This window comes from Pseudoalteromonas sp. SWXJZ10B (assembly GCF_015864475.1).
Lineage (GTDB): Bacteria > Pseudomonadota > Gammaproteobacteria > Enterobacterales > Alteromonadaceae > Pseudoalteromonas > Pseudoalteromonas arctica.
The window spans coordinates 32336-55896 of sequence record NZ_JADYXD010000027.1 but is presented as its reverse complement, the minus strand read 5'-3'; the positions used below and the strand labels follow the sequence as shown (position 1 = coordinate 55896).

The following is a 23561-nucleotide window of genomic DNA, read 5'->3' as shown; positions in this document are numbered from 1 at the left end:
CTAAGTAGGTTGGCTGTTAGAACTCAATCTGTACGAGTGCCCACACAGATGATTGCTTTATATTGTTAAAGAACGTTTTGAGTCGCTTTAGCGTCTCAAGGGATGCGAATAATACACCCTTTATTTTTCGAGTCAACACTTAGTTTTAAACTTTCTTTTTGGAAGATTTAAAACCGAAGTTTTACTTAACTCTCTGAGTAGTTCGTGCCTCGCTATGCGTTGGCGTTTCCTGTCTCAGTGGGGTCGCATTATAGGGAGATTCGAGCGGGGGTCAATGTTTTATTTCAGCTTTTTGACAATTAAATGAATTTAGTATGAAAGCTATACAAATAAAGGGCTGCAGGATACTTTTAGTTTAAAAAACACTCATAATTTATGTATCAATTGATGATGTATTAGTAAGGTTTAAACTAAGCTGTATGTTAAACAAACAACACACAGCTTTATTTAAAATTAAAGATTTATTTAGATGCTATTTCCCATACGGCAATAGAGCCTGATATTTCATTTCCAACAATTAAGAGTGGATTTCCTGTTGCACTTTGCTCTGCTGAAACGAATACCATTCCTTCAGGTGCTAAATCGCCTGTAATATTCGCTCCTTTAATTAAGCCTCTATTATAGAAGTAGTCTTCAAATTGCACATTGTATGGATTAGTAATGTCGTAAACCATAATACCGCCCATACGTTCTAATCCAACAAAAGCAAATGTACGATCGTCAATTTTACCAATAGTCAGCGCTTCAGGCTCTGCGCCTTTATCATCTGAACGTGAGTCACCTTTGTTTTCATCTTCATTATTGTTAAATGATTCACCATGCACCGATGCTGTTATACGTGCTATATCGTCACCTGAATCAAAAACCACCAGCCCATTGCTATCCCAAATAGTAAAAGAACGTGCGCCATAGCCGTAAAGCGATTCGTATTGTCCGTCGTTATTGGTATCGCCTTTTATTGTTGTTACTTTTAAGCGACCAATATCATCATCGTCATTATTTAAGTAATCAAAATTAGTAGCAAGAGTTAAGTCTTCAACGCGGCTTTCATCTATATAAGCTAAGCAGCCATCGTCTTTATCGTAATCAAGTCCGCCCTTTGCTATACAGTCTGCTTCATCCGTTGTATCAAAAAAGTATTCTCTTGCGTCACCTTCGTTGGCAGTGACTATAAAGTTAGCGCCTTTCCAACTAAAGCTTGAGATAGTGTCGGGCTGGTACATACCATAGAGCCCTGGGTATGATTTAAAATTCACGCCGCCGTCTTTATCTGAGGCATCAAGTTGTAAGCTTGACCAATCTTTAAAGCCTAAGCCCTTTAGCTCAAGACTGTTGTCTTGTAGGTTAACTATTGCAAGTGCGTTGTTTTCTTGAATAGATACATAAGCATATTTGTTATCTTTAGAAATGCTAACGTACTCGGGCTCTAAATCCATAGCTACGGTGGTATTTATTAGATTACCGTTAATAGTACGACCATTTGGGTTTGCAAAAACTACCCCTTGCGCTTCTAGTTCGGTTTGTTTGTTGTTATAGGCTTTAAAATCAATATTTATTGCTGTATCGGCTATTACATTATTTGTTATATCGATAATACTAATAGAACCTTCAGGATCTACGCTGTAGTCATCACTTGGTTCACCTTCGTTAGCAACCACTGCTTTTGCGCCATCATGGGTGAACGTCACCATGTCTGGTAAAAATCCGACTGTAACATTTTTAATAAATACAGGTGAGTCGCCGCTTATATCGTAAAAAGCAATTTGACCTGTATCACCCGTGCTTTCAGCAGCCATTGCCACTGCAAGTAGATTGTTATTTTCATCAATAGCAATGCTGTTTGCATCGCCTTGGGTGAACTCGTTTAAAGGCAACGTAATAACGGATGTTAAATTTGTGCCGTTTATAACCCCTTCGTTATCTTTAACGAGTGCGGCAGTATCAAAGGTGTCGGCGGGTAAAATATTAACAACAGCGTCATCACCTGAACTGTTAATAGCGTAAATCCATTTTTTAGACGCTTGATATGCAACTATTTCAGCTGCTCCTTCTGGGCTTTGTGCATTTAATACACCTCTTCCTACAAGGCTAATATTTAATGCTGAATTTTCATTTATACCATTTAGCCCATTAGCTCCATCTATGCCTTGTTCTCCCTGTAACCCTTGAGAGCCGTTTTGACCATCGTCACCATCAAATGAGCAGCCAGTAAGAACAGATATAAGTGACAGCGCAATAATTGATTTTTTAAACATGTGATTTTCCTTAGTATTGTATTTGCTAAATATCAACACACAGGCATGACAAGATTATGGCAATTTCAATACAGCCCCTTAGCCTAAGTAATTAGCTTATACGCTAGCGGCGTTATTAAAATTAAAGCGGCCGTATAGCCAATCGTTTTTACAGTCGAGGAATACTCTCGTTTAATTGCAACCCCTAGCAAAGGTCTAAGTACATCAATACGTGTAATACCCCATGTAATAACACCGCAAAAAGACCAAGTCCCTGTAATAATGATGAATGGTTCAGCAACAGGCCCTAAACTTAAAGGCTGTAGAAAAAAACACAAAATAATCAAAATGCTTTGATGCAATAAATAAAAGGGAAACACCCATACATTGAGCTGTTTTAAATAGTAAGTATTAAAATTTAAAAATCGGTGAGCGAACGCGAGTACAAAAAATACACCTACAACACGTTGAATATTGTAGCTAGCGCTTAAAATAAAATGAGGAAGAGTAAACACCTTCTGATAACTTAATATTATAAGTACAAACAAAACCGCAAAACTCAAAGCTAGTAATACCAAGTTTTTATTTAAGCAGTTCCAAAAGTAAGTGTTTTTGGCAAGTATGTATCCTGCGAGTAGCAGTATTAAGCCGTTAGTCTCTCTGATTGAATCACCAGTTAAGTAATGGCTTGTAAATAGTACGGCAATAGTGAGCAAGGTAATTAAAAGCCCAAATGACATATCCCCTTTAACAAATGTTTTTAAAGGCGTAATAAAAGGCAAGCGTGCAAAAAGAGTTAAAACAATAATGATCAGCATAAATTGCCACAACGAGCGCAAATACCATAAGTGATTTACATCCACATTCGGCCACACTCCAGACTGATAATTAATAAAAAGCGTATTGTTCGTCTCTATAAAAGCTAAATAAAATTGCCAATAGCTAATATCAATAACACCTTGCTGCGACATTTCTGCAAACAGCTGTAAAGGCACTATTAACCATAACCCCACCAGCAAGGGTAATAGTAAAAAAATAGAGCGGTATAAGGTGAAATGTAACCAAGACTTAAAGCTGCGTACTTTATCAATCATAAAACGCAGTGCTACGCCCGATATAAACCAAATGAGCAACATGCGCCAAGGTGAAAACACCAACATTAAATATTCAACATACTGTGATGTATAATTACTTTTAAAATGAAATCCCCAGTTTTCGCTATACAACATGCCAATGTGATAAAAAATTAGCGACGCAAATGCGATTACCCTAAGCCAATCAAGATAATATTTACGCGAATTAACTAATGAAGGTTGTTGTACTTGAGTGCTCATGCTTTTACTACTTTATGTATGTTATGCGTTATTCATACCTAAAGCTCTCGCTAAAACTATCTATAAGTGCTTATATTACAAGCAATAGTGATAAAAGGTGGTATACAGGGATAAGCGTGCCACGTCAGCAATAAGCATACATTTATGAACCTACAGCACTTTCAACGTTTTCAAAGCATTTACGCATCAGTATTACTGTGTGCTTACGTATTAATTAATAATACAGTAAACGCTACAACCCAAATAATGGAAGCCCAAAGAGAAGGGGCTTTAACTTTTTTAATGTGGGAGCCATTTGTTTGGGAGTATTCAAGTGCCTTGAGTACTTTGCTTATATTCCCTATTTTAATTTGGTTTTTAAGACACTTATCTTTTAATTGGCAAAATATTACGGCTTCATTAGGTATGTACTTTGGTGCCTCTATTATATTTAGCGTGTTACACGTTGGTATTATGGTAGGGGTTCGTAAATTCATATATTTGTTGAATGATGGGTCTTACAACTTTGGACTTAGCTGGTTTGAGCTTATTTATGAATACCAGAAAGACGCTATAAGCTTTGTCTTTTTCATCGTACTTATCAAAGTATATCAATATGTGGTGCAGCAGTTACTAGGTGAAGCCTCTTCAATTGAAGAAAGTGAGCAGCAAACAACATCGACCATAAACCGCCTATTAGTTAAAAAGCTCGGAAAAGAATTCATTATAAAAATAGAGGATGTTGATTGGCTTGAATCGTCGGGTAATTATGTAAACCTACATATAGGCTCACGCATATATCCTTTAAGGGCAACGCTTACAGCATTGAGCAAACAACTTGAAGTACAGGGATTTTGTAGAATTCACCGCAGCCATGGCGTAAAACTCGATAAAGTGGAGTCCATTACAGCACTCCCCAGTGGCGACAGTGAAATAAAACTAACAACAGGTAAAGTACTTAACTTGTCTAGACGCTATAAAGAGCAATTTAAACTTCAACTAAAATAAAAAAGGCTACCTAAGTAGCCTCTATTGTTATTTTTTAACTGGGCGTTTCCAACCCGTTAAATTACGCTGTTTAGAGCGTGCAATTGCTAATTGGTCATCTTCAACGGTACTGGTGATCACAGAGCCTGCACCAATTGTTGCAGTTGCGCCTATATTTACTGGGGCAACGAGTGATGAATTAGAACCAATAAAGGCATTATCGCCAATAATAGTTTTTGCTTTGTTAACACCATCGTAGTTACAGGTAATAGTGCCAGCGCCAATATTCACTTTTTCGCCAATTTCAGCATCACCTAAATAACTTAAGTGGTTGGCTTTAGAGCCTTTACCTAGTCGGGTTTTTTTCATCTCAACAAAGTTACCAATGTGTGAGTCTTCTTCCATTACAGCGCCTGGGCGAAGGCGAGCATAAGGACCAAGCGTACACTTATCTGCAACTGTCGCATCTTCAATCAGCGTATTAGCTTTAATAATAACGTTATCGCCAATGCTACAATTTTTAAGGACACAGTTAGGGCCAATTTGTACGTTGTTACCAAGCGTGACTGTGCCTTCAAAAATAACGTTTACGTCGATAAGTACATCTTCACCGGTGGTAACTGTTCCTCGCACATCAATACGCGCAGGATCAGCAAGTGTTGCACCATTTAACATTAACTCTTCTGCTTGCCATGCTTGATAAGCGCGCTCTAAGCCTGCAAGTTGTACGCGGTTATTTGCGCCTTCAACTTCCATTGCATGGTCTGGCTGAGCTGAAGTGATTTCTACGCCTTCACTGTGAGCCATTGCAACGATATCTGTTAAGTAGTACTCGCCTTGTGCATTATTGTTAGATAAGTTACCTAACCATGTTTTTAATAGCTTACCGTTAACAGCCATAATGCCTGTATTTACTTCGTTAATAAGTAACTGTTCTGGGCTTGAATCTTTTTGCTCAACAATACCAACTAACTTACCACCGGCACGAAGCATTCGACCATAGCCATTTGGGTTTACTAAATTTACCGTTAATACAGCTAAACCATTTTTAGGTGTTGCGGCTAATAAACGCTCTAGTGTTGATTGCTTTGTTAGTGGTACATCACCGTATAAAATTAATACCGTGTCTTCATCATTAACATGAGAGTTGGCTTGCGCTACTGCGTGGCCAGTACCAAGTTGTTCAGCTTGAAGTACCCAATTTACATTGTTATCGGCAAGTTGTTGTTGTAATAGTTCGCCGCCGTGTCCGTAAACTAGGTTTGTAGTCGTTGCACCTAATGCCATCGCATTATCAATAACGTGCTGCACCATTGGTTTACCTGCAACTTTGTGCAAAACTTTAGGTAAAGCAGAGCGCATACGAGTACCTTTACCCGCAGCAAGAATAATAGTTGTTAGAGCCATTAAAACAATTTCCTTTTTTCGTTGTTTTAGCTAAATAAGTCTTATGTTTGATCAGAAGATTACGTAAATCACTTCTTGTGCAAATACTCAGTAGGTTAGTTTATTAGTACTGAATCTTGACTGAAAAAACACACTTAATTGGATGACGTTATTGTAGCGAGGATTCCGGCAGGATATAAGTGTAAAAGTGTAAAAGTGTAGATAATAATCGGACTAAGGTATTTAGTGTAAATACAAAAGTAACAGGCACAAAAAAGCCCACTTACTAGTGGGCTTTTTACAAACCGGATAGGCTTACTTGTGACGTAATTGCTGAATTACGCGTAACTGAGCAACTGCTTCTGCCAGTCGCGTAGCCGCTTGCTGATAGTCAAACTCAACAGCTGACGAATTCGCCATATGTTCTTCAGCTTCACGTTTAGCCTTTTGTACAGAATCTTCATCTAAATCTTCACCACGAACCGCAGTATCTGCAAGAATCGTGATGTGATTTGGTTGAACTTCTAATGTACCGCCAGCAACATATATCACATCTTCGTGACCAAATTGCTTAACTAAACGTACCATACCAGGTTTAAGGGCAGTTAGTAGTGGAGCATGGCCTAGGTTTACACCCAGCTCGCCTTCACTACCAGATACTTGAATCGATTCAACAAGACCAGAGAACAAACTCTGCTCAGCGCTTACTACGTCAAGATGTACAGTCATAGCTGTCATACTACCCTCCTAGTTACATGCCTTTGGCTTTTTCTTGAGCTTCTTCGATAGAGCCAACCATGTAGAACGCTTGCTCTGGCATATCATCAAATTCACCGTTTAAGATGCCTTTAAAGCCAGAAATTGTATCTTTTAGTGATACGTATTTACCAGACGCGCCTGTAAACACCTCTGCCACGAAGAATGGCTGAGATAGGAAACGTTGGATTTTACGTGCACGAGATACAAGTTGCTTATCTTCGTCAGAAAGCTCGTCCATACCTAGGATTGCAATGATGTCTTTAAGTTCTTTATAACGCTGAAGAACTGTTTGAACGCCACGTGCTGTATCGTAGTGCTCTTGACCAATTACTTGTGGGTCAAGTTGACGTGAAGATGAATCAAGTGGGTCTACCGCTGGGTAAATACCAAGTGATGCGATATCACGTGAAAGTACTACTGTTGCGTCTAAGTGAGCAAAGGTAGTTGCTGGAGATGGATCCGTTAAATCATCCGCAGGTACGTATACCGCTTGGATTGATGTAATTGAACCCGTCTTAGTAGAAGCGATACGCTCTTGAAGCACACCCATTTCTTCAGCAAGTGTAGGCTGGTAACCTACCGCTGATGGCATACGACCAAGTAGTGCAGATACTTCTGTACCAGCAAGAGTATAACGGTAGATGTTATCTACGAAGAAAAGTACATCGCGACCTTCATCACGGAACTTTTCAGCCATAGTAAGACCTGTTAACGCTACGCGTAAACGGTTACCTGGAGGCTCGTTCATCTGACCGTATACAAGCGATACTTTATCAAGTACGTTTGAATCGTTCATCTCATGGTAGAAATCGTTACCCTCACGTGTACGCTCACCAACACCTGCGAATACTGAGTAGCCGCTGTGCTCGATTGCGATGTTACGGATAAGTTCCATCATGTTTACGGTTTTACCAACACCGGCACCACCGAATAAACCAACTTTACCACCTTTAGCAAACGGACATACAAGGTCGATAACCTTGATACCAGTTTCTAAAAGTTCAACTGAACTTGATTGCTCTTCGTATGAAGGTGCTGCACGGTGAATAGACATACGGTCTTCTTCGCCGATTGGACCCGCTTCATCGATTGGCTCACCAAGTACGTTCATGATACGACCAAGTGTTGCTTTACCAACTGGAACTTGAATCGATTCACCTGTATTCATAACTAAAGCACTACGACGTAAACCATCAGTAGTACCCATAGCGATAGTACGCACTACACCGCCACCTAGCTGCTGTTGAACTTCTAGAGTCAAACCAGCTAAATCGCCATCTGTTACTCTTAGTGCGTGGTATACCGCTGGCACGCTATCTTGTGGAAATTCAATATCCACAACGGCGCCGATAATTTGGACGACCTTACCTAAACTCATGTCTATTCCTCTCGTTAATCTTTACCCGAAGCATTAAACTGCTGCTGAGCCAGAACAAATCTCACTAATTTCTTGTGTGATTGCTGCTTGGCGAGCCTTGTTATAAACAAGCTGTAGCTCGTCCATAAGGTCACCTGCGTTATCAGTTGCAGCTTTCATTGCAACCATACGAGCAGCCTGTTCAGAGGCAGCATTTTCTACCACACCTTGGTATGCTTGAGACTCAATAAAGCGTACTAACAAAGACTCTAAAATAGCCTCTGGATTTGGCTCGTATAAGTAATCCCATGTGTGAGCAGATACTTCTTCTTCAGCTTTTGGCAAAGGGAGTAACTGATCTATAATTGGCTCTTGCCTCATGGTATTAACGAATTTGTTATATACCAAGAATAAACGGTCTATTTTGCCTTCAGAAAATGCATCAAGCATAACTTTTACAGGACCAATAACGTCTTGTACTGAAGGTTTATCTCCTAGGCCCGCTTTTTTAGCGAGTAGTTGACCACCAAAACGTTGAAAGAAGCCAGCTGCTTTACTACCTAAAGTAGCAAATTCAGCATCAACACCTTTTTCTTTCCACGCTTTAACATCAAGTGCAACTTTCTTAAACTCGTTTGAGTTTAGACCGCCACACAGACCACGGTCTGTAGAGATAACAATATAACCAACTCGTTTCACTTCACGATCTTTTAAGAACGGGTGAGTAAAATCAAGATTTGCTTGAGCAACACGACCAATTACTTCACGTAATTTGTCAGCGTATGGACGGCTTGAAGCAACGCGTTCTTGCGCCCTTTTCATTTTAGACGCAGCAACCATTTCCATTGCGCTAGTGATCTTTTGAGTATTTTTAATACTCCCGATCTTGCTTTTAATCTCTTTTCCGCTGGCCATGACTCTCTCTCCGAATCAAGGTGTGCTTTAGTTTCCTAAAGCGCACCATTAATAACTAAATTACCAAGTTTGCGTAGACTTGAACTTCGTTAGAAGTTCTTTAAGCTGCGCTTCGATCTCGGCATTCAAGTTACCAGTTTCATTGATTTGAGCCACAAGCTCTGCGTATGTGCTATTTGCATACGAAAGTAAAGCTGCTTCAAAGTCACCGATTTTCGCGATTTCGATGTCTTGAAGGAAGCCTTTTTCAGCAGCAAATAACGACAAAGACATATCAGCAACAGACATTGGCGCGTACTGTTTCTGCTTCATTAGCTCTGTTACACGCTCACCATGCTCAAGTTGAGCACGAGTTGCATCATCAAGGTCAGACGCGAACTGCGAGAACGCAGCTAATTCACGGTACTGAGCTAGGGCTAGACGAATACCGCCACCTAGTTTCTTAACGATTTTAGTTTGTGCAGCACCACCAACACGCGATACCGAGATACCAGCATTTACTGCCGGACGGATACCTGAGTTGAATAAGTCAGTTTCTAAGAAGATCTGACCATCGGTGATAGAGATAACGTTAGTCGGTACGAACGCAGAAACGTCGCCGCCTTGAGTTTCAATGATTGGCAATGCCGTCAATGAACCAGTTTTACCTTTCACTTCACCATTAGTGAACTTTTCAACGTAATCTGCGTTTACACGCGATGCACGCTCTAAAAGACGAGAGTGAAGGTAGAATACGTCACCTGGGTATGCTTCACGGCCTGGTGGACGCTTAAGTAGTAATGAAATTTGACGGTAAGCAACTGCTTGCTTAGACAAATCATCATATACGATTAATGCGTTTTCACCACGGTCACGGAAGTATTCACCCATAGTACAGCCCGCGAACGGTGCTAAGTACTGAAGTGCCGCAGATTCAGAAGCAGATGCAACAACTACGATAGTATTTGCTAGTGCACCATGCTCTTCTAATTTACGAACTACGTTTGCAATAGTAGATGCTTTTTGACCAATCGCAACGTACACACACTTAACGCCTGTGTCTTTTTGATTGATGATTGCATCGATTGCTAGTGCAGTTTTACCTGTTTGGCGATCCCCAATGATAAGTTCACGTTGACCACGACCAACTGGAATCATCGCATCAATAGATTTATAACCAGTTTGAACTGGCTCATCTACAGATTTACGCTCGATTACACCTGGTGCAATTTTTTCTACAGGTTCAAACCCGTCGTTATCTAGAGCGCCTTTACCATCGATTGGAGCACCTAGTGTGTTTACAACACGACCAAGTAAACCAGGACCAACAGGAACTTCTAAAATACGACCAGTTGTATATACTTTTACGCCTTCAGTAAGGTCAGCGTACGGACCCATTACTACTGCACCAATTGAGTCGCGCTCAAGGTTTAGTGCGATAGCATAACGGCTGCCAGGAAGCTCAATCATTTCACCTTGCATACAGTCAGCAAGACCGTGGATGCGGATGATACCGTCAGTAACAGATACAATAGTACCTTCGTTACGAGCTTCACTTACAACTTCGAACTTCTCAATACGTTGTTTGATCAGATCTGAAATTTCAGTGGAATTAAGTTGCATGCTCTTTTTCCCAATTACGATTGTAGTGTTGTAGCTAAGCGGTTTAATTTACCGCGAATAGTACCGTCGATTACAGTGTCGCCAGACCTAATAATAAGTCCACCAACCACTGACGCGTCTTCACTACAATTCAGCTTAACTTTGCGTGCGAAACGTTTTTCAAGTGCCGCTACCAATGACTCTTGTTGCGCAGCAACAAGAGGAGTTGCAGAAATCACATCTACTTCGATTTCTTTATCGTATTCTGCTTTAAATTCAGCAAATAACTGTGCAACTTCAGGTAGAGCTGTCAAACGTCCATTTTCAGCCATCACCTTAACTAGGTTCTGACCTTGTTCGTTGAGCTGCTCAGCACAAAGTTGAATAAATAATTCAGCTTGTGCAGTAGCTGTAGGCATACTTGCTAAAACAGACGATGCCTGCTCATTGCTGGCTACATGGCCTGCAAAGAACAACATATCATTCCAGCTTTCTAGAGTGCCTTTCTCAACGGCAAGTTCAAAAGCCGCTTTAGCGTATGGGCGAGCGATAGTAGTCAAATTAGACATGCTCATACCCTCCTAATTACAGCTCAGCGACAAGTTTTTCAACGATGTCACTATGTGCGGCTTGATTAATTTCACGCTCTAAAATACGTTCTGCGCCAATCACTGCCAGAGTTGCTACTTGCTTACGTAGTTCTTCTGTTATGCGATTACGTTCAGACTCAACTTCAGAGTGCCCTTGAGCAATGATACTTTCACGCTCTTGTTGACCACGAAGTGTTTCTTCGTCAACAATTAGCACTGCACGCTTTTTAGCTTGATCAATGATATCAGCCGCTTGAGCTTTTGCATCTTTAAGCTGTTCAGCAGCTTTCTTTTGCGCAAGTTCTAAGTCTTTTTCGGCTCTATCAGAGGCAGCTAAACCATCTTCGATTTTTTTCTGGCGAGCTTCAATTGCACCGTTTAGTGGTGGCCATACGTATTTCATACAAAATAATACGAACACCGTAAACGCAATCAATTCACCGATAAGAGTGGCGTTTAAATTCACAACCGCTCCTCCTTAAATAGTAAGCTGTTCAAAGAATAAAATTAAAGTACGAACAACAATACCATAGCGATACCAACACCAATCATTGCTACAGCATCGATTAGACCAGCAAGGATAAACATTTTAACTTGTAGCGAAGGTGCAAGCTCAGGTTGACGCGCACATGCTTCAAGGAATTTACCGCCCATGTTACCAAAACCGATTGCTGTGCCGATTGCACCAAAACCGATTAGTAAAGCTACTGCGATGTATTTTAAGCCTGTTAATAATTCTAAAGCTTCCATTTATTTCTCCAAAGTTTCAATTGTAAAGTTAAAAGTAAAAGTAAAATTGTAAATCTAAAAATTAGTGATTATCTGAACTTGCCATGCTTAGGTATACAATCGTAAGCATCATGAATAAGAATGCTTGTAATGTAATAACTAGAATATGGAATACAGCCCAAACAAAGTGCAACGGTAGTTGCATAAAACCGATAGCGCCGATCAAGATGAAAATCAACTCACCAGCATATAAGTTACCAAACAAACGTAGTGCTAATGAAAACGGTTTAGAAACGAGTGCAATCAGTTCAAGTAATAAGTTAAATGGTATCAAAATAATTTGAACAAACATGTTATTTGAGCTGAACGGATGAAGCGTTAACTCTTTAATAAACCCGCCAATACCTTTTATTTTGATTGAAAAGCCAACCATTAGTATAAATACACCCAGCGCTAGCGCTGAAGTCATATTAATGTCAGTCGTTGGTACAATTTTCATGTACACATCGTGTGAATCCATACCAAATGCAGTCTCACCAACGAAACCTGCAAGTGCTGGAATGAAATCAACTGGTATTAAATCCATTAAGTTCATTAAGAACACCCAAACGAAAATCGTTAAGGCTAATGGTGCAATAAGCTTGCTTTTACCATGGAAAGTATCGCGTACGTTGTCGCCAACAAATTCTACGATTATTTCAATAAAACACTGAAATTTCCCAGGTACACCTAGTGTTGATTTTTTAGCGGCACTACGAAAGATCCATAAAAATATAAGACCTAAACCGATAGACCATGCAAGGGTATCTATATGCCATGTCCAGAATCCACTGTCCGTACATGCTTTATTGAAGGCGAGACCTGTATCGGTCGAACACATCTTAGCATTGGTCAAATGGTGCTGGATATGGCCAGATAGAGTAACTTCTTCTGCTGCCATGTTATATCCCAAAAGTTAATGTTTAAAAAAAACGGGTGCGAACAATCCAGTAAAGAGCGCCAGTATATAAGTACTAAAAAAGGGTAATAAAATTACCGGAAAATGCTTCAGTACTAGCGCAAACAATACAATTGTTAGCATAAACTTTAATCCGTTGCCGCGTTTCAACGAGGCATACGCTTGATTTGCTCGACTTGCACCCATATATCTGAATGCATAAAGTGCAAATACAAAGTGCGGAAGTACTGCTACAGCTCCACCAGCGAGTGATGAAAGCGAGGCATTGACTCCCGAACTAAAAAAAATAATTACAGCAGCAACTAATGCTACAACACCCTGAAGGCAAATTAACTTTAATACGGCAAGTCGATATGGACTCGCTAACTTATCAGTCACGTTTAGTTAACCTTTATTGCGTTCTAATTGTTAGGGTGTGAAAACTGGCGAAATTATACTTAATCCTGCCAGTTTTGCAACTTGAGTAGACGCTTTGTAACACGAAATAGCTACAAATGTCCCTTTTCAGACATGTAATAAATTAATGGTGGGTATTGTCGTGATTGATACGATTTAAAATGCCGTCAAGTTCATCTAAATTAGTATAAGAAATAACAAGCTTACCTTTGCCTTTTTTATTGTAGTTAATCTCAACTTTGGCACCTAGGTTTTCAGCGAGTTGTTGCTCTAACTGCTTAACATCAGGATCTTTTTCGGTTACTTCTTTAGCAGGTACAGGCTCTAAGATAGAACGTACGAGCTTTTCAGTTTCTCGAACGGTTAGTGCTTTAGCAACCGCTAAACGAGCAGCATCTGACTGCGCTTCACCTTCAAGAGCTAACAGACAACGAGCATGGCCCATTTCGATATCGCCATGTTCTAACAGAATTTTTACATCGTTATTTAAATTATTTAAACGCAGTAAATTAGTTACTGTTGTACGTGATTTACCAACGGCATCGGCTACTTGCTGATGTGTTAGTTCAAATTCTATAAGTAAACGATTAAGTGCAACCGCTTCTTCCATAGCATTTAAATCTTCACGCTGAATATTTTCTATCAGTGCAATCGCAACGGCAGCTTCATCAGGTACATCTTTAATAATACAAGGCACTGTTTCAAGCTTAGCTATTTGCGCAGCGCGCCAACGACGCTCACCAGCAATAATTTCGAAGCTATTGTGTGCAATAGGGCGCACAACAATGGGTTGAATAATACCTTGTGAGCGAATAGAACTAGCAAGCTCTTCTAACGCCTCTTCAGACATGTCTTTACGAGGTTGGTATTTACCCGAGTGTAAAAACTCTATTGGGAGTTTTTGTAATTCACTATTATTAGCCGCGGCATTTTGCACAGCCTCAGAAACGTTTGATGTGTCTTGTTCCTTGCTTGGGCTTGGTGCAGGCTTTGACGAACTTAAAAGTGCATCGAGTCCTCGGCCTAAACCTCGTTTTTTAGCAGACATGTTATTTTTTTACCTCAAAGTTAGGCGACAACGGACGCTGTTTTTTCTTTTCTGCGTAACATTTCACCAGCGAGTGCTAAATATGCTTTAGCGCCACTTGATGCCCGGTCATAGTACATAGCAGGAGTACCAAAACTAGGTGCTTCAGCTAAACGAACATTACGCGGGATCACCGTACGGTATACTTTATCGCCAAAATGTTGTTTTAATTGTTCTGATACATCATTTGCCAAACGGTTACGCGGGTCGTACATAGTACGAAGTATGCCTTCAATTTGTAAGCTAGGATTCACTAACTTAGCAAGCTGCGTAATCGTATCCATTAATGCGGTTAACCCTTCAAGTGCATAATACTCACACTGCATTGGCACTAAAATAGAATCAGCTGCGGCCATTGCATTAACAGTTAACATATTTAGAGAGGGTGGACAGTCGATAAAAATAAATTCGTACTGGTCCTGAATTTTTTCAAGTGCATTACGTAAACGCACTTCACGGGCAAATAATTCCATCAATTTAACTTCTGCAGCGGTTACATCACCGTTTGCAGCAATCATATGGTATTCGCCAGACGTTTCTTTAATGATAACGTCTTCTATAGGTTTATCTTCAATAAGTAGGTCGTAAATAGTTGGCACGTCGCCATACTTATCTACGCCACTACCCATAGTCGCATTACCTTGCGGATCGAGATCAATTAACAGCACTTTACGTTTCGTTGCAGCCATAGACGCAGCGAGGTTAACAGCGGTTGTAGTTTTACCCACTCCACCTTTTTGATTTGCTAATGCGATGACTTTTGCCACTGTGTCTCTGATCCCTAGTCTTTAGAAAGAATAATTAAATGTCGTTGTGCATCCAAATTAGGTACTTCTAATGCAATTTTTTGCTCAAACTTAACGCCTGCAGGTAGTGACTCTAGCTCTTCGCTAGGGAACACGCCTTTAAGTGCTATAAATTTACCCGAATGATCGATTAAGTGCGAACACCAGTCAACCATATCTTGTAATGAAGCAAAAGCACGACTTAGTACGCCGTCTAATTTAACACTTGGTTGATATTCTTCAACTCTTGACTGAACCGGGGTTACATTATCAAGACCAAGCTCATGTTTAACATGCATTAAAAATCGTACACGTTTACCTAAGCTATCTAATAACACAAAATGTGTATTAGGTAATGCAATTGCTAATACGATACCCGGTAATCCAGGACCCGTTCCAACATCAATATAATGATGACCGGGTAAGTGAGGCGCAACAACTAAGCTATCCATAATATGCTTAATCATCATTTCTTCAGGTAAGCGTACAGAAGTTAAGTTATAAGCTTTATTCCACTTATTTAATAACTCGACGTAACGAACTAGCTGTTGCTGTTGTTTTTCTGTTAGCGCAATATCAGTTTGCGCTAACAATGTAGTTAATTGTTGCTGTAACACTATGTACCCTTATCATTACGCAGATTTGCGTAATAAGCCTTGCTTCTTCAGATACACTAATAATAGCGAAATCGCCGCTGGGGTGATACCAGAAATACGCGATGCTTGGCCAATAGTGTCAGGACGTGATTCAATAAGCTTAGCAACTACCTCATTTGATAAACCAGATACGGTTTTATAATCAAACTCTTTTGGTAAAATTGTTTGCTCGTGACGAAGCTGTTTGTTGATCTCATCTTGTTGACGCGCAATATAACCTGCGTATTTAGTATGGATCTCAACTTGTTCAAGCGCTGCTTTATTTGTAAATTCAGATCCTAATCCGTCAATAGCCATAAGATCGTTATAACGAATCTCAGGACGACGCAATAATTCTTCTAAACTTGCTTCACGCGTAAGCGGTGTTTTAAGTAATGCATTTACTTGATCTACAACAACGTGATCTTTATGGATCCACGTATCTTTAATACGTTGCTTCTCTTTTTCGATTACTTCCATTTTTTCGTTAAATGCCTGCCAGCGCTCGTCATTAACCAAACCTAGCTCACGGCCTTTTTCAGTTAAACGAATATCAGCATTATCTTCACGAAGTAATAAACGGTATTCGGCACGGCTGGTAAACATGCGGTACGGTTCTTTTGTACCTAATGTTGCTAAGTCGTCGATTAATACACCCACGTAAGCTTCATCACGACGTGGTGTCCAAGAATCTTTGCCTTGCACTTTTAGTGCAGCATTCATCCCTGCAATTAAGCCTTGTGCACCGGCTTCTTCATAACCAGTTGTACCGTTAATTTGACCCGCAAAAAATAAACCTTCAATAAATTTAGTTTCTAAAGATTGTTTTAAATCACGTGGATCAAAGTAATCATATTCAATTGCGTAACCAGGTCGACAAATATGTGCATTTTCAAAACCTGTAATCGATTGCACAATTTCAAGTTGTACATCAAACGGTAAACTAGTCGAAATACCATTTGGGTATAATTCGTATGATGTTAAACCTTCAGGCTCAACAAATATTTGATGTTTATCTTTATCTGCAAAACGAACAATTTTATCTTCAATTGAAGGGCAGTATCGTGGACCAATACCTTCAATAACACCTGAGTACATAGGTGAGCGATGTAAGTTTTTACGAATAACATCATGTGTTTTTTCGTTTGTGTAAGTTATGTAACACGGTATCTGTTGTGGGTGATCTGATTGTTTACCCATAAACGAAAACACAGGAGTTGGTGTATCACCTGGCTGTGCTTCCATTTTTGTAAAATCAACAGTACGTGCATCAATACGTGGAGGTGTACCTGTTTTTAAACGATCAACTCTAAATGGATGTTCACGTAAGCGATCAGCTAAAGCGATTGAAGGAGGATCGCCTGCACGACCGCCTTTATAATTTTCTAAACCAATATGAATTAAGCCGCCTAAAAAAGTACCCACGGTTAAAACAACACTTGGTGCACTAAAACGTAAACCCATTTGAGTTACTACGCCAGTAACACGATCGTTTTCAACAATAAGATCATCACATGATTGTTGAAAAATCTTAAGGTTATCTTGGTTTTGTAATGTTGTTTGAATAGCCGCTTTGTACAAAGCGCGATCTGCTTGTGCTCGAGTAGCACGAACAGCAGGTCCTTTTGAAGAATTTAGTGTACGAAATTGGATCCCGCCTTTATCAATGGCTTGTGCCATTGCACCACCAAGAGCGTCGATCTCTTTTACCAAATGACCTTTGCCAATCCCACCAATTGCTGGGTTGCAAGACATTTGACCAAGGGTATCCATATTGTGAGTCAGTAGCAGGGTATTCATCCCCATACGGGCAGCTGCTAATGCGGCTTCAGTGCCAGCATGTCCACCACCTACTACGATAACGTCAAAATTTTCGTGAAAAATCATTAATGGGATCCTACTTAAATCAAACCGGTAAACTTCAAAAGGGAGCGTATTCTACCTAGAAATTGGCAGAAGATAAATGATTAAACAAAGGGCAAGATCTAAGTATGTGATCTCTAATAATATAAAGGATCTTTTAAAGAGATCTTTTATTACTATTACTACTACTGATCGACTTTTCTGTTGATAAGGTTTAGATCTTCATTTAAAACATGAAATTAGATCAGATCTAAAGGTGTTAATATGATCGGATCATCCAGCAAATAAGCTCTGATCAAAAAGGCACTTTATGCACAGGGTTGAATCAGTTGGATCTTATCCAATGGATAAGCATGCTTTAAAACGCAGTTTATTCAATCTTTATCCACAAAACCTATTAAATTATTAGTAAATTGTGGGTAACTTTATATATAACTTTTTACTTGATCTATCTATTTTATGCCTGTTTGAGCTATCCAAGAGTCTAACCATGTTAATGCAGTGTCTTCTGGTAGTGCTTCATCGAGAATATTAAGCTCTAAACGTTCTGCTACTTTTATAGCGCCTTTTTGAGTTAATAAGGCATCTATATTACGTCCTGCTAGGTTATAAGTGTCATAACTAGTGTCGCCTAAAGCGATTACTGAATATTTTAATTCAGATAAATCATCTGCTTGAGTTACATCTTCAACAAAACTAATAAGATTTTCAGGGTAATCACCTGCACCATAAGTTGATGTGCAGATTAACCAAATGGTATTTTGCTGATCAATATCGCTAAATTCAGGTTGATCATGTAGTTGCGTAGTAATACCAAGGTTATTAAGCGCGTCGCTTAATTGCTCTGCAACATACTCGGCTGATCCCATTTGGCTGCCGACAATAAGATTTACTGAACTCATGAATATTAGTGATCACATTGGTTTTAATTGCCGCCTATGATAACTGAGTGAGGATAACAGTAAAGTTAAGAGTGCTTTTTTGTATAACTATTTTTGCGGTAATTTTACACTCATTCAGAATCGCTTCTCTAAGTTGTTGATAATATAGTGTTTAACAAATTATCTTTAAATGTAATCTTCTGATCAAGTTGTTGATAACAGTGGGGAAAGCTCTGCTTAAACTGTTTTTTTAGGTTGTTTTATATTCGCTAAGTTATTGATATTACTTGTCAGTAAGGAATTAAATTGTAAATATCTCAATTAAAAATACATGTTGATCATAATGTGGATATAAAGCCTGTTGATAACCTTGAATTTAGATCGAAAATAATTTTTAAAAATGATCTAATAAAGCAGATCTAATGAAATTAATTAAAAATAAGTTCATAAATAGATAAATTACAATTGATCATGAGGTTTTTGCAGCTGATTTACCTAGTTTTGGTATTTATTTGAGCTGAAAATTAGGTATTGTGGATAAGTGATCTCGGTATTTTTAATTTTATGCGAATTTAGAGCTGCTATTTTTATTAATTTTGCTGGTGGAGTAAGCAGATCAAAAGTTTTGAATACTTAGCAGTTGAGTTATTTTATTTAAAAATCACAGTGATCATCAAATTATATGTTGTCAAAAGTAAGCTTTTTAGAGTACTAATCAGTATTTTTTAGCTCTTTAATTGAGCGAATAGCATCATCTTTTGCGTGTATGAGGTGTGTTTTAGTGCATTTTTGTGAGCTAAAGTAAGTATAAGGAAGCCATTTATAACTACTTTTTGTATGACATATAACGCTATTAAAGCGCGCGGTTGTTTGAAAAGGCATTGGTTTTAGTCTTAATAATAGGTGTAATTTGTGCTATTAATTCCCCCAATAAGCACTCTCAGTATTGCCTACTCTATATAATCTGACCTCTCTTAGCACGTAACAAAGGTAGTTTTGGATATGATTTTATTGGCAGTAATTTGCAGGCATCAGGTGTATAAATACATATTTTACAGCAGAATATTTTACATAAAAAAGAGCACCTAAGTGCTCTTATAATAAAAATATATCTGTAATAGGGTGCTTATTTACCAATACAAAACGAGCTAAATATTTTGCCAAGTAAGTCGTCTGAGGTAAATTCACCGGTTATTTCATTCAAATACTGCTGTGTTAAACGCAGTTCTTCAGCGAGTATTTCACCAGCAATGTGCATTTCTAACTGTGTTTTACCCGTTTCTAAATGATACGCAGCACTTTCTAGTGCATCCAAATGACGACGGCGCGCCATAAAGCCACCTTCTGTTGCACCTTGAAAGCCTATACAAGCTTTTAAATGCTCGCGAACAAGTTCAATACCGTCAGCATTTTTAGCACTTAAGCTGATGACCGGGTATTGTTGCTCTTGCTCCATTCCGACTATGTCGCCCGATAAATCAGCTTTATTTCTGATGACCGTAACCCCCATACCTTCTGGTAATTTTGCCATAAATTCAGGCCAAATTTTGTGCGGGTCAGTATCTATAGTATCAGTGCCATCAAGCATAAATAAAACGCGGTCGGCTTGGTTTATTTCATCCCATGCACGCTCAATACCTATTTGTTCTACTCTGTCTGGGCTTTCACGAAGGCCTGCGGTATCTATAATATGCAGTGGCATACCATCTATATGTATATGCTCTCGTAGTACGTCGCGGGTGGTACCGGCTATTTCTGTTACGATTGCGGCTTCACGACCGGCTAGAGCGTTAAGCAGGCTTGATTTACCCGCATTAGGGCGACCTGCAATAACAACACGCATACCTTCGCGCATGATACTGCCTTGCTTGGCTTGGTTGGTTACAGTGTTAAGCTGAGTAATAATCGCGTCTAAGTCGCCTGACACTTTACCATCTGATAAAAAATCAATTTCTTCATCAGGAAAATCTATTGCCGCTTCTACATACATGCGTAAGTGAATTACTTTTTCTACGAGTGTTTCTATGTGCTTAGAAAATTCACCTTGGAGAGACTGTAGGGCGCTTTTAGCGGCTTGCTCGCTAGTGGCATTAATTAAGTCGGCGATGGCTTCTGCTTGTGTTAAATCAAGCTTGTCATTCATAAATGCGCGCTCTGAGAACTCACCAGGCTTTGCTAAACGAACGCCCTCTATTTTACTAATTTCTTTAAGTAACATATCCAGTACTACAGGACCGCCGTGGCCTTGTAATTCAAGTACGTCTTCACCAGTAAATGAGTTAGGACCTGCAAAGTAAATGGCAATACCTTGATCTAGCTGCTCGCCAGCAAGGCTTTTAAATTTCACATAATCGGCGTAGCGAACTTTAGGTATTTTACCTACTACTTTTTCGGCGACACTTTTAGCAAGGCTACCTGAAACGCGAATAATACCAACACCACCACGTCCGGGAGCTGTTGCTTGTGCTGCAATTGTATCTTGATTGATCATGCTATTAATTTGCCAACGATGAGTAACTTTATGGCGGTATTGTAACCTATGGATTTATTTGTAGCGAATAGCACTGGTGAAAAACAGGCAATAAAAAAGGCGACCGAAGTCGCCTTTATAATAAGTAGGAGCTTAACTAGCCTCTAACTTTAATTCCTTTCTTTTCCATGCCACGGTAGATGATTAACATCTGGACAATAGAAATAAGGTTAGACACTAACCAGTAAAGAACTAAACCAGATGGGAACCATAAGAAAAATACAGAGAAGATAACCGGCATAAAGGTCATCATTTTTTGCTGCATTGGATCAGTAACCGTCATAGGTTGTAGCTTTTGCGTCACAAACATACTCACACCAAATAAGATTGGTAATACGTAGTACGGGTCTTGTGCAGAAAGGTCATTTAACCAAAAAATAAATTCAGCATGGCGAAGTTCAGTAGACTCTAAGAATACGTAAAACAAGGCTAAGAAAATTGGCATTTGTAGCAAAATAGGGAAACAGCCACCCATTGGGTTAACTTTTTCTTTTTTGTACATTTCCATAGTTGCTTGGCCGAACTTTTGACGGTCATCACCAAACTTTTCTTTAAGGGCTGCCATTTTAGGCTGTAGGGCACGCATTTTTGCCATTGAAGTGTATTGCGCTTTAGTAAGTGGGTACATTAACGATTTAACGATAATAGTGATGGCAATAATTGCTACACCCCAGTTACCTAAAATGCTGTGTAGCCATTTTAGCAATACAAATAAAGGTTGCGAGATAAAGAATAACCAACCGTAATCTACGGTTAGGTCTAGGTCTGGGTGAATCGCTTCAAGAATATCTGACTCTTTAGGGCCCATATAATAAGTAGCAGTTAGTGTTTGCTCACTACCAGCTTGAATATTTACAGCGGGATCTTTAGCACCAATAATAGCGGCATTACTTTTTGTAATTAAGCTATAAAGCGTATTTGATTGATCCTGCATTGGAACCCAAGCGCTCACAAAGTAATGTTGAATAAAGGCAACGTAACCACCTTGTGTGCTTTTATTTAGGTTTTTATCAGCCATATCTGAAAAACTATACTTTTCGTATTTTTCTTCATCAGTACCGTATGCAGCACCTAAATAGTTTTGATCAACCATGCTACCTTTTTCTTGTACGGTACGCTTAATTTGCGTGTATAGCTGTACTTGAAGTGGTGTGCTTGTTGTATTGTTAACTTTGTATTCTAAACCAACATCATATTGACCTTTTTTGAATACGTACGTCTTAGTAAAGTTAACACCATTACTATCAGTAAACTGAAGTGGAACGCGAAGCTCATCACCCGTTAAGGTATATGTTTTTTGTTCGGTACTATAAGTAGGGCGACCATTAGCTGATGCATCAGGGCCATTTAAGCCAATTAAGCCACTTTGTGAAAAGTATTGTCTACCTTCAATAAGCTCACCAAGAAGCATATAAGGTGTGTCGCTACCTTTGGTATCTTCATACTGAAGAAGATCTGCTTCAACAATATCACCGCCTTTGGTGTCAATTTTAACTTTAAAAACGTCAGTAGTGATATTAATTACAGAACGTTTAGCTAAAGTTGCTGAAGCGGGTAAACCTGAATCTGACGATGAAGGAATATAATCATCCGACTCTGGTGAATTTGCTTGTAGTGTTTGTGTTGTGGCACTTGGATCGACTTTAGGCTTGTTGTAATCATTATCCCATTCTTGGAACAATAAAAACGACACTAGCATTAGGCCAATTAATAAAAACGTGCGTTGCGATTCCATAACAGCTCTTATTTCTCGTGTTGGTGGTTAATATGGGTTAATTTTTCAGGAACGGGGTCGTTTCCGCCTGAATGTAAAGGATGGCATTTTAATATGCGTTTTAAAGCTAACCAACTACCTTTTACCGATCCATGCAATTTAATTGCTTGAATAGCATAACTAGAACAGGTTGGATTAAAACGACAATGCGGACCTAACAGCGGGCTAATCCACTTTTGATAACCGCGGATAAATAACACTAAACAAAAAGTTGGTAAAGCAACAAGTGGTTTAAGTAACCTCATGATGTTTATGCCCCTACTTAAGTTTAGTGAGATAGATATCATGTATTTAAAGACTCAATTAGAAAATTTAAATGCATGATTAAAAGGTGAGCTAAAGATACATTAATTAACCCTGCAATTCTATTGCAATTAGGTTTGTTTGTTAGATTTAGCTGATTTGTTTGGGCGTTTCTTAAAAGGTGGCGGTTTAGGTGCACCTGGTTTACAGCGTTCGTTAATTTTTCGCCATAATTTAGTAAGTTGTTTGGTTATTTCTTCATTAGACTGCTCATCAATACCATTTTTAACCATAAGCACAATATCAATATTATCGATGCTGTGTTGATTTAAACGAAAACTTTCGCGAGCGAGACGTTTAATACGGTTTCGTTGGCATGCCTTTTTTACACGTTTTTTAGCAACAGTAAGACCTAACCGAGGTTTTTCTTGGTCATTTGGTTTAGCTAATAGAGTAAAGAAAGGAGTTGCAGCCCGAGCGGGTTCATTAAATATGCGAGAGTAATGCGAGGGAGTTAACAGACGTAACTCCCTGCCAAAGCTAAAGTCTTCCACTTAT

Annotated in this window: 22 protein-coding genes; 1 reads left to right on the top strand and 21 read right to left on the bottom strand. The window is 39.2% G+C overall.

Going from position 1 to position 23561, the window contains the following annotated elements:
• Positions 1-461: 461 nt before the first annotated feature.
• Together I6F54_RS18020 and I6F54_RS18015 are read right to left on the bottom strand one after the other, a co-directional pair.
• Complete coding sequence (locus I6F54_RS18020; RefSeq protein WP_197142522.1) at positions 462-2255, bottom strand: choice-of-anchor I family protein; 1794 nt, start codon at positions 2253-2255, stop codon at positions 462-464.
• Positions 2256-2338: 83 nt separating this feature from the next.
• The gene (locus I6F54_RS18015) at positions 2339-3568 is read right to left on the bottom strand and encodes an acyltransferase family protein (RefSeq protein ID WP_197142520.1); all 1230 of its coding nucleotides are present in this window, start codon (positions 3566-3568) and stop codon (positions 2339-2341) included.
• 144 nt (positions 3569-3712) lie between these two features.
• On the opposite strand from I6F54_RS18015, the gene I6F54_RS18010 reads away from it, so the two are divergent.
• Positions 3713-4555: a LytR/AlgR family response regulator transcription factor gene (locus I6F54_RS18010; protein WP_165722850.1), complete on the top strand. Its 843-nt coding sequence runs from the start codon at positions 3713-3715 to the stop codon at positions 4553-4555.
• Positions 4556-4582: 27 nt separating this feature from the next.
• Here I6F54_RS18010 and glmU read toward each other — a convergent pair whose 3' ends face one another.
• From glmU to rnpA, 19 genes are all read right to left on the bottom strand, one after another.
• On the bottom strand, positions 4583-5941 hold the full coding sequence (gene glmU, locus I6F54_RS18005; RefSeq protein ID WP_101163105.1) for a bifunctional UDP-N-acetylglucosamine diphosphorylase/glucosamine-1-phosphate N-acetyltransferase GlmU: 1359 nt from the start codon (positions 5939-5941) through the stop codon (positions 4583-4585).
• Positions 5942-6235: 294 nt separating this feature from the next.
• Positions 6236-6658 (bottom strand): F0F1 ATP synthase subunit epsilon, encoded by a 423-nt coding sequence (locus tag I6F54_RS18000; protein ID WP_007377666.1) that lies wholly within the window; start codon positions 6656-6658, stop codon positions 6236-6238.
• 13 nt (positions 6659-6671) lie between these two features.
• Positions 6672-8057, bottom strand: a complete 1386-nt coding sequence (atpD, locus tag I6F54_RS17995; protein ID WP_007585971.1) for a F0F1 ATP synthase subunit beta — start codon at positions 8055-8057, stop codon at positions 6672-6674.
• A 33-nt stretch (positions 8058-8090) separates the two neighbouring features.
• A complete protein-coding gene (atpG, locus tag I6F54_RS17990; RefSeq protein ID WP_007585974.1) occupies positions 8091-8951 on the bottom strand; it encodes a F0F1 ATP synthase subunit gamma in 861 nt (286 codons plus the stop codon).
• 60 nt (positions 8952-9011) lie between these two features.
• Complete coding sequence (gene atpA / locus I6F54_RS17985) at positions 9012-10553, bottom strand: F0F1 ATP synthase subunit alpha (RefSeq protein ID WP_007585976.1); 1542 nt, start codon at positions 10551-10553, stop codon at positions 9012-9014.
• 14 nt (positions 10554-10567) lie between these two features.
• Positions 10568-11101 (bottom strand): F0F1 ATP synthase subunit delta, encoded by a 534-nt coding sequence (gene atpH, locus I6F54_RS17980; protein ID WP_007585978.1) that lies wholly within the window; start codon positions 11099-11101, stop codon positions 10568-10570.
• 16 nt (positions 11102-11117) lie between these two features.
• Positions 11118-11588 (bottom strand): F0F1 ATP synthase subunit B, encoded by a 471-nt coding sequence (gene atpF / locus I6F54_RS17975; protein WP_004335264.1) that lies wholly within the window; start codon positions 11586-11588, stop codon positions 11118-11120.
• A gap of 41 nt (positions 11589-11629) precedes the next feature.
• The gene (atpE, locus tag I6F54_RS17970) at positions 11630-11872 is read right to left on the bottom strand and encodes a F0F1 ATP synthase subunit C (RefSeq protein WP_007585980.1); all 243 of its coding nucleotides are present in this window, start codon (positions 11870-11872) and stop codon (positions 11630-11632) included.
• Between the two features lie 61 nt (positions 11873-11933).
• A complete protein-coding gene (gene atpB, locus I6F54_RS17965) occupies positions 11934-12791 on the bottom strand; it encodes a F0F1 ATP synthase subunit A (RefSeq protein ID WP_010555143.1) in 858 nt (285 codons plus the stop codon).
• Positions 12792-12806: 15 nt separating this feature from the next.
• Positions 12807-13187 (bottom strand): ATP synthase subunit I, encoded by a 381-nt coding sequence (locus tag I6F54_RS17960; protein WP_007585983.1) that lies wholly within the window; start codon positions 13185-13187, stop codon positions 12807-12809.
• A gap of 142 nt (positions 13188-13329) precedes the next feature.
• Positions 13330-14253, bottom strand: a complete 924-nt coding sequence (locus tag I6F54_RS17955) for a ParB/RepB/Spo0J family partition protein (RefSeq protein ID WP_165729267.1) — start codon at positions 14251-14253, stop codon at positions 13330-13332.
• Between the two features lie 20 nt (positions 14254-14273).
• Entirely contained in the window at positions 14274-15059 is a 786-nt protein-coding gene (locus I6F54_RS17950; RefSeq protein WP_004335235.1) for a ParA family protein, read from the bottom strand.
• A gap of 14 nt (positions 15060-15073) precedes the next feature.
• Positions 15074-15694, bottom strand: coding sequence for a 16S rRNA (guanine(527)-N(7))-methyltransferase RsmG (rsmG, locus tag I6F54_RS17945; RefSeq protein WP_007585988.1), 621 nt, complete (start codon positions 15692-15694; stop codon positions 15074-15076).
• A gap of 15 nt (positions 15695-15709) precedes the next feature.
• The gene (mnmG, locus tag I6F54_RS17940) at positions 15710-17599 is read right to left on the bottom strand and encodes a tRNA uridine-5-carboxymethylaminomethyl(34) synthesis enzyme MnmG (RefSeq protein ID WP_197120029.1); all 1890 of its coding nucleotides are present in this window, start codon (positions 17597-17599) and stop codon (positions 15710-15712) included.
• A gap of 428 nt (positions 17600-18027) precedes the next feature.
• Positions 18028-18477, bottom strand: coding sequence for an FMN-binding protein MioC (gene mioC, locus I6F54_RS17935; protein ID WP_024591277.1), 450 nt, complete (start codon positions 18475-18477; stop codon positions 18028-18030).
• Between the two features lie 1105 nt (positions 18478-19582).
• Positions 19583-20947, bottom strand: a complete 1365-nt coding sequence (mnmE, locus tag I6F54_RS17930) for a tRNA uridine-5-carboxymethylaminomethyl(34) synthesis GTPase MnmE (protein WP_197142518.1) — start codon at positions 20945-20947, stop codon at positions 19583-19585.
• Between the two features lie 136 nt (positions 20948-21083).
• Positions 21084-22721: a membrane protein insertase YidC gene (yidC, locus tag I6F54_RS17925; RefSeq protein ID WP_197142516.1), complete on the bottom strand. Its 1638-nt coding sequence runs from the start codon at positions 22719-22721 to the stop codon at positions 21084-21086.
• An 8-nt stretch (positions 22722-22729) separates the two neighbouring features.
• Positions 22730-23005 carry a membrane protein insertion efficiency factor YidD gene (gene yidD / locus I6F54_RS17920; protein WP_101216553.1) on the bottom strand — a complete coding sequence of 92 codons (276 nt, stop codon included), beginning with the start codon at positions 23003-23005 and terminating at the stop codon, positions 22730-22732.
• Positions 23006-23134: 129 nt separating this feature from the next.
• On the bottom strand, positions 23135-23557 hold the full coding sequence (rnpA, locus tag I6F54_RS17915) for a ribonuclease P protein component (protein ID WP_007584204.1): 423 nt from the start codon (positions 23555-23557) through the stop codon (positions 23135-23137).
• Between the last annotated feature and the right edge of the window lie 4 nt (positions 23558-23561).